16 protein-coding genes are annotated in these 14,137 nt (G+C 51.1%); 3 read left to right on the top strand and 13 right to left on the bottom strand.

Going from position 1 to position 14,137, the window contains the following annotated elements; genetic code table 11:
- The first annotated feature begins 156 nt into the window (after window positions 1-156).
- Window positions 157-1,401, top strand: coding sequence for a pectate lyase (locus tag CWC46_RS13105; protein WP_416354405.1), 1,245 nt, complete (start codon window positions 157-159; stop codon window positions 1,399-1,401).
- Window position 1,402: 1 nt separating this feature from the next.
- Complete coding sequence (locus CWC46_RS13100) at window positions 1,403-1,747, top strand: hypothetical protein (protein WP_021016125.1); 345 nt, start codon at window positions 1,403-1,405, stop codon at window positions 1,745-1,747.
- Between the two features lie 121 nt (window positions 1,748-1,868).
- On the opposite strand, the gene CWC46_RS13095 is transcribed toward CWC46_RS13100, so the two are convergent.
- The 11 genes from CWC46_RS13095 to CWC46_RS23665 form a co-directional block, all read right to left on the bottom strand.
- Entirely contained in the window at window positions 1,869-3,779 is a 1,911-nt protein-coding gene (locus CWC46_RS13095; RefSeq protein WP_021016126.1) for a BglG family transcription antiterminator, read from the bottom strand.
- A gap of 141 nt (window positions 3,780-3,920) precedes the next feature.
- On the bottom strand, window positions 3,921-4,661 hold the full coding sequence (gene dagF / locus CWC46_RS13090) for a 2-dehydro-3-deoxy-phosphogluconate aldolase (RefSeq protein WP_021016127.1): 741 nt from the start codon (window positions 4,659-4,661) through the stop codon (window positions 3,921-3,923).
- Window positions 4,658-5,779 carry a DgaE family pyridoxal phosphate-dependent ammonia lyase gene (locus tag CWC46_RS13085; protein WP_021016128.1) on the bottom strand — a complete coding sequence of 374 codons (1,122 nt, stop codon included), beginning with the start codon at window positions 5,777-5,779 and terminating at the stop codon, window positions 4,658-4,660. The genes dagF and CWC46_RS13085 overlap by 4 nt, the downstream gene beginning before the upstream one ends.
- Window positions 5,763-6,896 carry an amidohydrolase/deacetylase family metallohydrolase gene (locus CWC46_RS13080; protein ID WP_021016129.1) on the bottom strand — a complete coding sequence of 378 codons (1,134 nt, stop codon included), beginning with the start codon at window positions 6,894-6,896 and terminating at the stop codon, window positions 5,763-5,765. Before CWC46_RS13080 ends, CWC46_RS13085 begins: the two co-directional genes overlap by 17 nt.
- Window positions 6,897-6,952: 56 nt before the next feature.
- Window positions 6,953-7,600 carry a DUF4310 family protein gene (locus CWC46_RS13075; RefSeq protein WP_021016130.1) on the bottom strand — a complete coding sequence of 216 codons (648 nt, stop codon included), beginning with the start codon at window positions 7,598-7,600 and terminating at the stop codon, window positions 6,953-6,955.
- Window positions 7,601-7,614: 14 nt separating this feature from the next.
- Complete coding sequence (locus tag CWC46_RS13070) at window positions 7,615-8,391, bottom strand: DUF4311 domain-containing protein (RefSeq protein ID WP_021016131.1); 777 nt, start codon at window positions 8,389-8,391, stop codon at window positions 7,615-7,617.
- Between the two features lie 33 nt (window positions 8,392-8,424).
- Window positions 8,425-8,724 carry a DUF4312 family protein gene (locus CWC46_RS13065; RefSeq protein WP_021016132.1) on the bottom strand — a complete coding sequence of 100 codons (300 nt, stop codon included), beginning with the start codon at window positions 8,722-8,724 and terminating at the stop codon, window positions 8,425-8,427.
- A 2-nt stretch (window positions 8,725-8,726) separates the two neighbouring features.
- Window positions 8,727-9,083 carry an SFCGS family glycine-rich protein gene (locus CWC46_RS13060; RefSeq protein ID WP_021016133.1) on the bottom strand — a complete coding sequence of 119 codons (357 nt, stop codon included), beginning with the start codon at window positions 9,081-9,083 and terminating at the stop codon, window positions 8,727-8,729.
- A 59-nt stretch (window positions 9,084-9,142) separates the two neighbouring features.
- On the bottom strand, window positions 9,143-9,481 hold the full coding sequence (locus tag CWC46_RS13055; protein WP_021016134.1) for a PRD domain-containing protein: 339 nt from the start codon (window positions 9,479-9,481) through the stop codon (window positions 9,143-9,145).
- Between the two features lie 501 nt (window positions 9,482-9,982).
- The gene (locus CWC46_RS23670) at window positions 9,983-10,192 is read right to left on the bottom strand and encodes a GGDEF domain-containing protein (protein ID WP_157831373.1); all 210 of its coding nucleotides are present in this window, start codon (window positions 10,190-10,192) and stop codon (window positions 9,983-9,985) included.
- A 97-nt stretch (window positions 10,193-10,289) separates the two neighbouring features.
- Window positions 10,290-10,511 (bottom strand): asparagine synthase-related protein, encoded by a 222-nt coding sequence (locus tag CWC46_RS23665; RefSeq protein ID WP_416354404.1) that lies wholly within the window; start codon window positions 10,509-10,511, stop codon window positions 10,290-10,292.
- A 297-nt stretch (window positions 10,512-10,808) separates the two neighbouring features.
- On the opposite strand from CWC46_RS23665, the gene CWC46_RS13045 reads away from it, so the two are divergent.
- Window positions 10,809-11,087: a YrhK family protein gene (locus tag CWC46_RS13045; RefSeq protein ID WP_021016135.1), complete on the top strand. Its 279-nt coding sequence runs from the start codon at window positions 10,809-10,811 to the stop codon at window positions 11,085-11,087.
- Window positions 11,088-11,455: 368 nt separating this feature from the next.
- Here the strand turns inward: CWC46_RS13045 and CWC46_RS13040 are convergent, their stop codons facing one another.
- Both CWC46_RS13040 and CWC46_RS13035 read right to left on the bottom strand, forming a co-directional pair.
- Entirely contained in the window at window positions 11,456-13,111 is a 1,656-nt protein-coding gene (locus CWC46_RS13040) for an ABC transporter permease (RefSeq protein ID WP_021016136.1), read from the bottom strand.
- A 74-nt stretch (window positions 13,112-13,185) separates the two neighbouring features.
- Window positions 13,186-14,118 (bottom strand): extracellular solute-binding protein, encoded by a 933-nt coding sequence (locus tag CWC46_RS13035; protein ID WP_173861228.1) that lies wholly within the window; start codon window positions 14,116-14,118, stop codon window positions 13,186-13,188.
- Window positions 14,119-14,137 lie beyond the last annotated feature (19 nt).

Below are 14,137 nucleotides of genomic sequence, written 5' to 3'. Positions count from 1 at the left end.
GCATTGGGCAGCGGTGGTAGTGGGCTTGGCAGTGGTAGTGGACTCGGAAGTGGCAATGGACTCGGAAGTGGTTTAGATCAGAGCAGCGGGCTCGGTCAAAATGGCCAAAGCAGCGGCAGTTTAACCGATCTGTTAGCGAAGGTGTTGGATGTATTGATGCCAAAGCAAGGGACACAAAACGGCCAAGGCGCACAAAGTAGTCAAAGCACACCGAATGGCCAAAACACAGCAGATAGTCTGGTCAACAACACCGGCACCTCACCGCTGTCCGGCACACAAGGAAATACACAGAACCCGCAAGATCTCAGCCGTTCACTGTTACAAGATACTGGTGAAAGTGCACTGAATAACAGCATTTCTCCTACGCAGGATGGTGGTGGACAAATCAGTGATAACAAATTACTGATGATGATACTGGAGCTATTATCCCGTCTGATGGACAACCAAAAGAGCCAGTTTGGTGACCCACAGAGCGGATCAGATGACTCTGGTGGTATGTCTACGCCGACAACCTCGGGTGGCGGCAGTGGTGGCGGTACACCGTCCGCAGGCGGTGGCGGCATTGGCGGCGGTACACCTTCCGTGGGTGGTGGCGGCACTGGCGGCGGTACACCTTCCGTGGGTGGTGGCGGCACTGGCGGCGGTACACCTTCCGTGGGTGGTGGTGGCATGGGTGGAGATACACCTTCCGTGGGCGGTGATACTTCATTTTCAGGTGGCGCCACTTCACCGACATCCTCGACCGGAATCGGGGCTACTGGCGGTACCCGCGGTCTTGACGATGTATCCTTCCCCACGGCAGATAATACCAATGCTATCGTGCTCCATGAACCTATCAAGGTAGGTGCCGGTGAAGTCTTTGATGGCAAAGGTAAAACTTATACCGCAGGCCCGGAATTAGGAACGGGAGACCAGAAAGAAGGACAGAAACCGCTGTTTGAAGTCGCTGATGGCGGTTCCGTTAAGAACGTTATTTTGGGGGATAACGGGGCGGACGGCATTCATCTGCATGGTGATGCCAACATTGACAACGTGCACTGGACCAACGTTGGTGAAGACGCATTAACCGTGAAAGATAACGTCGGTGGTAAACCGGCGAATGTCAACATCACCAATAGCAGTGCTCAGGGCGCGTCTGACAAAATCTTCCAGTTAAATGCCGATGCCAACTTCAACGTTGATAACTTCAAGGCGAAAGACTTCGGAACCTTTGTCCGGACGAACGGTGGCCAGCAAGGCAATTGGAATCTGAACCTGAGCAACATCGATGCGGAAAACGGCAAGTTCTCCTTCGTGAAAAGTGACAGTGAAGGTCTGAATGTCGATGTGAGCAATGCCACCCTTAACAACGTGAAAAATCACTACAAGGTTCCTGAATCAACCCATCTACAGGTGAAATAATATGCATAGAGGTGTAAGTAAACACGATGTGGAATCACCACCCCGTTGGGTCGAGCTTGTTCATCGCGGGGGATACATTACCCCGGCACAACGTCAGGCTTTTGAGCAAGCCATCCAAATGGTTAGTGGTCGATTAAATCTGGTGCTCAGTAAGAAAGATCAGCCACGAACAGGTCAGTTTAACTTTGATGCTTTTGTTGATTCGCTGGAGAATGATTTTCTGAAAAATGAGGATAATAATGTTTCGCCTGGTTTAAGCAGTGATATCGGACAAACAGCTTTCTGGGTTATCCGTTCTATTGCCGACCAGCTAATAACCTTACAGAAGCAGCGACAAGTGCTGTGACATGAGCGCCATCTACACACCAAAGCCAGCAATAATCGCTGGCTTTTCTTATTGTGTAACACGCGATATGCAGGTTGCCGATGTTCGGGAAACAACCAGATAAGTGGCGATAATACTGAGGCTACAACCGACTGAGACAATCCATCGCGACCGCTTTAAAACTGGCAAAATCGGGGCTTTCGCGCAAACGTGTCATCGCCCGCTCCCGCATAAAAGTGACAAACAGATCGTAGATCGCCATGGCTTCTTCGTACTCGGTTTTGCTGATCGCCAACAAGAAAATAACATAAGCGGTTTCATCGCCCCAGGCAATGCCCTGCGGCGCCAATACGGTAAACACCACGGTTTTTTTTGCTAACAATCCCAGCGAGTGCGGTAATGCAATCCCTTCACCCAGCATGGTACTGACGATAGCTTCTCGCTCTTCCACCGAAGGATAAAATGCCGCGTCGACATACCCTTCCCGCTCAAGCTGATCACACAGCAAGCGGAACAATTGCGATTGATCCATCGGCGTATTGATAATGTGAAAGTGCTGTGCGTCAAAAAACCGCTCCAGCATGTACGGCCTGGTGCGATCCACCAGTACCAGCTTACCGATCTGTTCCAGTTGGTAGCCGGTAGGAAATGGCGATATCACCACCACCGGTTTATCTTTTTCGTTCAAGCGGGTGGTTGAAATAACAAAATCAGCTTCAATGCTCGGCATCGCCTGATATTCCCGCGGCGAGCTAACGGTGTTCACCACAATTTGCGGATACTTACGCATCAACACGGCCTGAATCATGCGGATGGTAGAATTTCCAGTGTCACAAACCAATAACACCTGAGGATGGCGCTGATAACCGACGTTGTAGTGGCGCTCCAAACCAACGCCAATATGTAAGACCAGAAAACCGATCTCATTTTCACTGATGACATAAGGCGTATATTTGCCCCAACTGGAAACCGCCGCCAGCGTCACGTCGTAAGCCATAGGATAGTGCTGCTTGATGTTGGCCAGCAGTGGATTGGGAATATGAATCTGATAGCGCACGCGGGTAATCATGGTTTTGACATGGGTAAACAGGTCAGCGCGCAGTTGTGGATCATTTTGCAGGTTGAAATTGTAGTGTTTGTTGATGTAACTGAGGATGTAATCCACCAGGGAATTACTGTCGTCAGCACTGATGGCGCTCGGTGTAATTTCCTGCACACGGCGTGCAGCAATGTTCACCCGCAGATAGGCCTCTTCCGGCAGAGAAATCGGTTTACTGGTCAACGACCGCATGACCTGGATGATATCTTGTGCCGCATGGCACACATCCTCATCAACCCCTTCAGCAACGAAATCGGAAAGTGGATACCCTTCGTTGATGCGCCGTATCGTCACAGCGCAGTAAAGTTGCAGATAGCGCTCCCCGTCGTCCGTCATGCGAATTGAACTGCGAGAAAGACATTGATGTAGCAACGGCTGTAACATCGACACCATACCACGGTCGAGCACATCAGCACTGAGCAGTGGGTTATCGTTATTATTCTGCTCAATCTGGTACAGCAGATCGGTCAGACAGGTACGAATTGAGACTTCGCCGCCAAACAGTTTCATGCCGTAGCGAGGTCTGGCCTCAAGTGACAGACTGTAACGGTTCAACCATTCCCGCACTTCAGCCATATCATTTTGCAGTGTCGCCCGGCTGACAAACCATTCGTCCGCCACATCTTCCAGTTTAAGAGAGAAAGCGGAGGTCAGAAAACGCATTAACAGATAATGTACGCGCTCTGCCGAAGTTCGCGGCACATTCAACCGAGATGGCGACGCTTGTAACCAGTCATCGTAACGCGCTGAATCAATAATTTTTAGCTGGTAACCTTCACCACGATTGAGCACGAAACTCGCGCCGTGATCCGCCAGCAACTCGTTGAGCGACGTGATATCAGTACGTACAGTGCGTGTCGACACGGCAAAACGCCGTGCCAACTCTCCCTGCGGCAGAGGTTCATTTCTCAAGGCATCAAACAACTGCGCCAATCGTTGGTTGGGAAATCTCACGTGATTTGATCCCATGTTACGAATTTATACATATGATTGGCAGCGGCCATCTTCATTCCCGGCAAACCAGAGAATTGCCCGTTATCCATCTGTTTCCTCCGAACCATAAAGTTGGCCGCCCAGGGTTATACAACACGTTTGTTATGCCAGTAGCTGTTGAGTCATCGTCAATAACGCTCGAACATCATCAGGCCGTGTGTTACCAGACGCTGGATCAATAATTGAGCTGTAAATATGCGGAATGATTTTGCTCACACCGGCATCCAGTGCCACCTTAAGAATCTCGGCATAATTATCCAGACTGATACCACCTGTCGGCTCCAGCCAGAAATCATGCCTGGCGCAGGCTTGTGCCACCGCGGTGAACTCGTCAATCGATTTCAGCCCGCCCATCGGGAAATATTTGATTGAACTGCCGCCCATATCTTTCAGTAACGCAATGGCAGTCTCTATTGGAACAACACCGTCAGGCGCCAGAGAACTCAACGGACCAGTGGAAATTTTCACCATTCCAACTGTACCGGTTGGTGATACCAGTCCATTCACCACCGTCTGCGATTGCCTCAGCAATGCCCGGCTGGTCCCCACGCCGGTGAATACCTGATTAACATGCTGTGGCTGAATCTGACGAGCAATTTCACTCACCATCAACGACTGATTCGGATCACCCGCACCCAACCCAACGGAAATGGCATTATCGATCAGTTGGGCATAGTCGAGCATATCCGCCACGGCGGCGTCGACACTGTCATAATTTTTCGACAACACCCCCACCAGCACATACCCATCGGCAGCCAGCCATATGTCACGCGCATTTTGTTTGGAGCCCGCCAGCACATTCAGGCACACACGATCATTATAGAATTTGGGTGTCAACGTCATGCGCTTTTATCTCCTGTTAATAAAGTCTTCATGCAAATAAAAATGGTATCTAGCTGATCTGGAGTAACACTGCGCACATCGACTTCAATAATGCTTTCATTAGCTTTGTAGCCGCGGAAATAGATGGCGATATCACCGGTTTTCAACGCCAGCACCACCTCGCCAGTGGTACGGCCAATCACCGCTTCGTCGAAATGAATTTCAGTACGGGCAATATCGCGTCCAGCGGCATCCCACACCACGCGGGCACGGACACCTTGCAGGCTATTGAGATCAGCGATAAAGGGGGTCATTTTTTCCACCATCTGCGCACCGGTCACTTTCTGCTGGGTCAGGTAGTTTTCAATCGCCTGCGTCAGGCCCAGAATACCTTCTTTACCCACTTTCATCGCGCGACCAATCCCGGTTGATTGGCGTTTCACCCACTCAACATAGTGATGCTTACCGATCACCAGACCGCTGGTTGGCCCTTCGATGGCTTTCGCCCCGCTGTAAATAACCAAATCGGCACCAGCACGGTAATAACCCTGCAAATCCTCTTCCGCCGCCGCATCAACGATTAACGGTACACCGTGTTCAGCCGCCACGACGGCCGCCTGCGCCACGCTGAGGTGGCTTTTCTGGACACAGTGGTGGGATTTGATATAGAGGATTGCTGCGGTTTGCAAGGTAATTGCCGCAGAAAGTTGTTCCGGCGAACATTCATTGGCATAACCTGCCTCCACCAGTCGACCGCCACCCAGCGCCACCATGGTGCCAACTGGCGCGCCGAAGTTCACGTTGTGACCTTTCGGCAACACAATGTCATGCGCCACGGTCAGTGGTGAAGCATGCAGGTTATCCAGTAGCCAGTCATTATCTTTGACGATCACCGCCGCGACCGACTGGGCAATGCCCGCAGAAGCACAGGAGACCACCACCGCGTTTTCCACATTCAACAACCCGGCGATATAAGCGCCGGTCTTATTCACCAGATCTTTCATTTCAAAATAGTGATTAAGACCGTACCGCACAGTATCCACCACATCGGCGGACGGTGTGGAAACACCGAGGATGGTCATCCGCCCGGAGGCGTTGATAACCTGTTTTAAACCATATTTTTCATACACCGAACACATCGTTTGTTTTCCCTTCGTCGGTCACTATCCACTGGCCGGCGGCAACCACCGCCAGCGGCATCAGATATTTCTCGCCCTGCACATGTTCCCCTTCGGAATCAATGAACGGACAAGCGCCCTGTTTAACAGTAAAAATGGTCAGATCAGCATCAAGACCCACCTCGAGACGACCTTTGTTTTGCAGGCGCAGACCATCGGCAGCCCGCCAGGTAACTCGGTCAATAACCTGCGGCAACGTCATGCCGATGCTGAAGAATTTCGACATCACATGTGCAAGGTTACGCACCGGACCGTGGATGCGGTTACGGCAATAAATATCCGAACTGATGGTGTCAGGCAGAATGCCCTGTGCGATGGCGATACGCGCTACCTCAAAACTGAAACTGGCGTTACCGTGGCCGACATCCAGCCGGACACCACGCTCAATCGCCTGTTTAACGGCCTCCCGCAATGTGCCTGCCGGGGTAAGGATGCGGTTCGGCTTGCCGTTATAACAATGAGTGATAATGTCGCCGGCAGTCAGCAACCCGGCGATTTCATCAAGATCGGGAGGATTATTGCCGATGTGAACCATCAACGGCAGACCGCCGATCTCCTGCTGGATAGCCTTTGCGCGCTGCAACGGTTTAATGCCGTTTTCACCCACCACACTGCTGCTCATCCGCGCTTTGATACCGACGATAAAATCCGGTAGACGCTGCACGGCATCGCGCACCGCCAGCGGATCAATCTGTTGCATATCCGCCAGTTCGTTTTGCGTCACAATGCCGGTACGGGCGATATTCAGCAGCGCATACACCTGCGTGGCGGCACTGCGGGTAATGGCATAAAAATCATCAATATCGTTCGCGCCAGTGCTACCCGCATCAATCACCGTCGTCACACCGGTACTGACGCCAATGCGATCCGCCTCATCATGATAAATCGGCGATTTGGGGTAACAATGCACATGGGAATCAATCCAGCCGGCACTCAGATAGTAGCGTCCCGCCAGATCCCGCTCGCATTTCGCCGTTCCCACTACCTGTCCGACGGCGACAATTTTACCGTCATGGATAGCAATATCGACCTGTTGTTCATCGGTCAGACGCGCACGCCGGATAATGAGATCGAACATGATCTATAACTCCTTGAACAGTGGTTTGCCCACCCAGGGCAGACCACAAGGACAACTTAGCTAATGGTAATCGGGAAGATGGCACCCAGGATCATGGCACCGAGGATCGCGCCACCGGTGATAGGCTTGCTCCACAGATAGAACACCAGCGCGCCCGCCAACGCTCCCAGACCGATAGGAATGGAGGCAGTCATGGCAGAAAGGATGATCAACGGCCCGAGAAAACGGCCCGAAGCGTTACCCGCCCCCATCATCACATCTGCACCGTAAGTGGAATCACTCTGATTGATGGTGAATTTACGCGCCAAAATGATGATGTAACCGATTGCCAGCCCCAGCAGCAGACCCGTCACCAGTGATGCGGCAAAGTTGGCCACCGGAAATACGATGCCCGCGCCAAGCAAGAGCGCCGGAACGCCCAGACCGACGCCGGTCTGGATCGCGCCGCCAATATCGAGGATCCCCACCAGCGAACCTTCGATGATGCGGGCAAACAGGAAACTGGCGCCGAATGCCGCTACCGCGCCATACACGCCGGTCGAGATACCGGAACGCAGCATGGAGACAAAAGCCACTTCATTAAAAGCACCGATACCATACAGGTAATACATGTGTGTACCGGCAAACACTCCGGAGGAGATCAAGCCGACAAAGATGGGAAAAGACCAGTCGGCATACCAAAAACCGCTTTTTGTTTCGTCCATTGTCATTGTCCTCGTTATTTACCGCTCAGGGAGTGGTGAATCAGATCCAGCCAGCCCGGAATGCCCAAATGGAAAGATTGCAGCAGTTTCATATCAAAGCCGCGGAAGAAGCCGCTCAAGACAAACAGCAGAATGATGGCGCACATCATCACCTGAGTGACCTTATGCCATCCGCTCTCTTCCACCCCTTTGCCGATCAGAATACCCAGTACCAGTCCCGGTACGGCATTCCCCATGATCATCTGCGCCAGACCGCCGAAAATCGTGGCCCAGAAACCCGATTTTTTACCCGCATCGATCGCCGCCAGCCAGAAAATCACCGGCATAACGGTATTCACCAGCAGGTTAGCCGCCGGCACCAGCACCTTCACCGCTGTAACCTGTAGCGCAGCCGGTACAGCAGAAGCCGTGGTGTTGAGAAAGGCCACCACAACCATGCCGATGAGGCCGCAGGCAATAGCCATTTTTTTCGGATCGTACAGGGTTTCAGCCACGTTACGGTTTTTCACCATCAAGGCCGCCGCACCCCAATGGGGGATAATGCGATGATCAACATCCTGCGTAAAAGCGCCGGCCGCCACTGAGGACGCCCAGGCATTGAAGAAAAAACCCAGTCCAAAAGAGAAATGAGAAGCCGGATCGCCCTCACATGAGTTTAATTCACCTAGTGTACGAAATGCGCCCATCCCCTGCGTGGTCGGTGCGTGAAACATGCGTGCGGCCCCTGCGCCGACACCCACACCCACTAACCCGCCGATGATTAACGACTTGAACAAAATTATTAAAAACATCAGTTTTTCCTTTCGTCTTATCGCCTAACGTTTTTATTTCGCCGCCGTAAATGTCACCTTATCAGTATCAATTACGGTAACGTTGACGGTAATCTCCAGCTCCACGCTGTAGCTCCGCCGCTCACGCGCCAGAAAGAAGAACAGAAAGCGCTCCTTTCTCACACTCTCCTGCGCACGAATCACCTTCACGTTTTGTGGTTCAATACGCAGCAGAATCTTATTGGTGTTTCGAAGCACCTGGTTCTGTACCTGGCTGAGTGCATCGGCAAAGGCTTTCGCTTTACTGTCGCCTTTACCGCTGACCTTCACCATGGTGGTGAATTGTTCTTTCATGGTTAGCTGCCGTATTTCTTGTTCCAGGCCTGTACCAGCCGTTCACCCAATTCCTCTTTATCCATGAAGCCAAAACCCAGCACCGTGGCGCCGTCATTAATCGCGGTGACCCCCTCATCAATAGAGCGCATGCCGTGTTTCGCTTTATAGCCATATTTATTCTGTGCAGTAATCGCGCCGGCACCACCGCTACCGCAGAAGGAGATGCCAAAATCGGCGTTTTCCGCTTTCATGACATCACCAAGCTTCATGTCTGCCGCGACCCCCGGTACGACCACTGCCCGACCGCCGGCTTTTTCTACGCCGATGGCAACTTTTTGACCTTTACCTAAACGATCACCAATGACTACGGTTACCATGTTGTGTTCCTTAATATGTTGGTTCAAAAATCAGGGACTACGCGGCCATGTTGCTCGCGTTATTTATTTTCCCTGGCGACCTCAAAATGCACCGAAAGCAGCCACGACTCTTCAACAGGAAGATTACCGAACAGCGCCACGACCTCGGCTGCCAGTTGCATGGAATCGGTGGAGATCTCCTCAAACAGCTCCGCATCGACATCTGGCAGGGACTCACCGGTTAGTGAACGCCGCGCCATCGCCTGGACATGGGAAGCCAACATCTGTTGCTGTACGGCGTTTGGATGAATCGCTTTAGCGGTAAACAGATCACCAATCTGCACCATCACGTTGTCTGCTAATATCTGAATACTTTCGGGACTCACTACGTTATTTACCGTTACCGCTCCATTACTCACCGCAATACTCCTGTTCCCGTGACGAACAATATTAATAATTAGCGTTGAAAATAAACTAACCCCGACACGGTAAGGTTTGTAGACACACTTTTTCCACTTTAAAGTGGAAATTGAACAATAATAAGAATAAGTTATCTCCCTCACCAGTGGTGATCATTCAGATCATTACAGAGAAAATCCATCTATCTTAAACGGTTATGACACTCTACCTATTTTTATGATAATAAATCCCTGGTGGGAAAATGGCGGGAAAAACCAGTAAAGCGGATAAGGAAGTATGATAAAAAAGGCGTCACTGACATGCGTCTTCACCGAAGATTTTTACAACCGCCCCCTCAAATGAGAATATCTGATAAGTATTTTGACCATTTTTTTAGCGTGTTCCATGGTCATATCAACATTGTTTAGTACATTTTTAATGTTTTCCCAAAATAATATTGCGCTGCCCCTATACTCGCCGTTTTATATCCTACGATGGGAGTCAGATGGGTATTTGTAGCATCATGTATTTTTTACGACGGTAGTAGCTTCAGACAGGTTAGTATTGGTTAGCAAAATACAGAATGCTTCTCCTCCCATTCGTAAGACGTAGTCATTTCGACAAATATGATTTTTTATTAACGAGCTAAAATATATTAATACGTTATCTCCTATGGCATGACCATATTCGTCATTGACTTGTTTAAAATGGCCAATATCGAGCCAGTCCACAATAAATGAAGGAGCAGGAAACCTGGCACCATATGGCTCATGAATGCCATGAAAAAGGTATATATCAGTGTCGTAAAAGCAGCAAGTAATCCATCTCTTAACGGCAGTCCTGATATGGTAAAGGTCCAAATAATAGCGAGGTAAATCTCAGAGGAAAAATATAAAAAAATTCAGCGCTCATAAACAACCCATAGGTATGAACACGATAACCGCATTGAGCCACTATCGCCGCGACAATACTTGAATCCAGGCCACCGCTGAATCCTGCTGCAATAGAAAAAGAACTCTCCGATAACAACCGTTGCAAAACCGCACGCAAAAGAGTGGCAGAGATCAACGTGGCTCTTAAGCACTCTGGGATAAATGCATACAGGGACTTAATTCAGCACTTGCACAACGCGGGACGTCCTTATATGGTCAACAACTCGTGGGCAGAAATGAGGCATGATGACAACACCCTGCCAGAACCACTGAAAACAACGCTTCACTGGCACTATCAGACCTGAACTATCAATTTTCCTTCACGCAGAAGAGCACTCATGCACCCAGTAAAGCGACGTGGTTTCATTATGACCACCCACTTCGTATAAAACGCTACAACACAGATGGAGCCATTATGTTAACTGATAGAACCGTGTTTTCTGTAGCGGGAGAACATCTTGCTATTAAGCATCGCTATGAAGCTTTGGGGGCACTAAATGACTTTTTTATTGCGTTATGGTTTCTGGTTGGCAGCGTGTTTTTTTTAGATAATACCTTAGTGATTGATGGTACTTGGCTTTTTATCGTCGGCAGTGCGCAACTGATGCTAAAACCGGCAATCAAACTGGCAGGGCTTATCCATGTCAGGAATATTTACCAGAAAATACAGAATGCGCCAGCAGACTCTCCTTAGAGAATGTGCGATTAAGTAGCGACTGGTGAGAAGATAGCGGCTTTTCGCCAATGGCGTATCCTGATACCAACCATTACCGGTTATTGATACAGATGGCTATCAGATTACCTCTGGCTTGAACGCTTCCCTCTCCGCTCAATCTATTTCCGAGCTTTCTGGTACACGTCAGCCTGCAACTCTGCTATCGCCGACCGAGCCACCGAACGCTGTGCTCCGATGTCAGTGATACCATCTTCACGTCTGCGGTATCATTTCATTTAGAACAGAAAATTGATTGGAACTACTGCTGGCTGCGATATTCAGAATTAGAAGTATCCTTATTGTGCATTGCCGGCCCTGCATAAACGATTTGCTGGCGGCGCATATACTTAACGAAGTTGCCGGTTTTGCAATCTGACGGCAAACAGCATCACGGACAAGGTGAGTAAAACAGCCAGGCTCGCCATCGCCATACCGTCACCCACCGAGCCTTGCTCGAACTGTCGCCAGACAAACACAGAAACGGTTTGTACCCCGGCGGGGGCAAGCAAGAGCGACGTGACCAGCTCCCGTGATGCCACGGCGAACACCATCATCATCGCCGCCAACAAACTCGGCCAGACCAACGGTAGCATAATTAACCGCAATGCCTGCGCCGCACTCGCACCATGTACTCTGGCGGCAGCTTCCAGATTTTCACCAATCTGTTTGATCGCCGCGCTTACATAGCGCACAGGATAAGGCAACAGCAGACAGCAGTATGCCAGTAGCAGAATTCCCCACGTGTTGTAAGGCGTAACCGGCCAGAAACTGCGATTCCAGGCAAGGATCAAGCCAACGCCAACGACGATACCCGGCAAGGCAGCGGGAAACAGCGACAGTGCGTCAATCCAGGCGGCAAAGCGGATGCGTTGCGCGACGACAAGCCAGGCAGCGAGGAGACCTACAGCACCAACGATCAGGGCAGTGATTATCGCCAGGCTGAGACTGGTTGTCAGCGCGCCCAGGGCATCCCCCTGCACATCAAACAGCACGATAAAATGCCTCAGGGTGATGTTGTCCCAGGTTAGCCCACCAGAAAGCGTGCGCGTGAAAGCCGTTGCCAGCATTGAGGCTAACGGCACGCCAACAGAGACCAAAGCAACGAGGCTGAGCAGAAGAATAGCCGGGTAACGCCCATAACCCAGAGATCTCGGCACTACAGCGGTGGGTTTTCCCGAGGTTGTCTCCACATTTTTTCCGGCGATGATGGCGCGTTGTACACAGTAGGCGCAGCAGGCAATGGCCACCAGAACGACTGAAAGCCCCGCGGCACCAGGCATATCAATAGGCCAGTCGGCTAAACGTTGTTCGATGCCGGTAGTCAGCACCGCTACCCCGCTGCGGCTGCCTAATGCGGCCGGTACGCCGTATTCTTCAATTGCCAGAGTAAAAGCCAGTAACAGGCTTGATGCCATCGCTGGCAGTGCCAACGGGAGCGTGATGCTGAAAAATGCACGCCAGGGACCCGCTCCGTGTACTCGCGCCACGTCCGCCAGTCGGCTCCCGCTGGCTGCCATGCTGCGGGAAACGGCAAAATAAACCACCGGGAACACATTCAGCGTCATCACCATCACCAATCCTGGCAGAGAAAACAGAACGTTGTTGAAGTCGACCAACAACAGTTGTTGAACGTAACCGTGTGATTGCAGCGCCAACATCCACGAAAGCGCAGCCAGATATGGCGGGAACAGGAAAGGGATCAAAAACAGCATATCCCACAGTGCGGCACAAGGTAGAGCAAAAAGGCCACGTAGGGTGCCAAGCGGAATACCCACCAACGCGCTGCCCAATGCCACGCCGAGACCGAGCTTAAGCGTTCCACTTAGTAATACGGGGAACTGTGAGTCATGGAAAATGCGAGCAAAGGCGCTGAATGGTGCGCCAAAGGAACCACTGTCCAGATGGGGGAAAATGGCCTGTAGTAGTACAAAAGTAACAGGCACCGCCACCAACAGCAGCAAAGCACTGCCGGTAAATAGGGGTAGCAGCGTATTTTTATTCATTTCAGAAGCCCTATGCCGACGGGATGTTCCGCCGGCTCATTACAAGGAAGATAAAGACACGCGCTATTGTCGACTTATTTGGCGGCAAACAGGGTGGCAAATTTATCCAGAACCAGCTTGCGATCGACCGAATTAGCGGCTTCTGCGGGTAAGATTTTTAGTGAATTAAACAGAGGCCGTTTGGCAGCAACATCATCTCGGGCTGGCATTAACCAGGTGTCAGCGACCAGTTTCTGACCTTCCGGAGACAGTACATAGTCGATAAAGGCTTTTGCCTGCGCCGGCTCCTTGCTGCTTTTAAGGATCATCATTGGACGTGGGGCGATCACTGTTCCACTGGCAGGGAAAATCACTTTAATTGCTTCCCCCGCGTGTATTCTGTTATACGCAACATAGTCAACCGCGCCAAACACGGCGGCTTTTGCGCCCTGCAAGACCGGTGTAAGCGCTTGGGCATTCGGCCCCGCAATGATCATACCGTTGGCCTTGAGTGCGCCAAACAGTTTCCATGCTTGCTCACTGTATGCATTTTGCAAACCTATCAACAAATCCAAAGAGGCACCGGAAAGTGAAGGGTCTGGCATAGTGACCTTATCTTTAAATGCCGGTTGGGCGAGGTCTTGCCAATCTTTTGGCTCCGGCGTGCCGCTTTTGGTGTTCCAGACAATACCCAGCGCAGATATCCCCTGAGCGACATAATAAGGCGTTTTAAAAGCTGCCGGCACATGCATAGCGTTAGGGCTTTGATAAGGCAGCAGCCAGCCACGTTTCTCCAGACTTGAAGCCGTATCCCAGGAGGCGGAAATCAACACATCGGCGCGTGGATTAGCTTGCTCGGCATCCAGACGCGCCATGACTTTGCCGGTGGTCGCCTGAAAAACCTCGACCTTAACGCCAGTTTGTTTTTCATAACCAGCCGCCAGTTTTTTAGCCAGAGAACCAGGGCCTGCGGTATAGACAGTCAACGCCTGTGCGTTAGCCGCTGCCAGTGCAAAAGTGAACGTCATTGCAGTAAGTAGACCTGTT

Source organism: Prodigiosinella confusarubida (assembly GCF_002847015.1).
GTDB lineage: Bacteria > Pseudomonadota > Gammaproteobacteria > Enterobacterales > Enterobacteriaceae > Prodigiosinella > Prodigiosinella aquatilis.
Note: the sequence above shows the minus strand (reverse complement) of the source record. Positions and strands in the feature narration are given on the sequence as shown.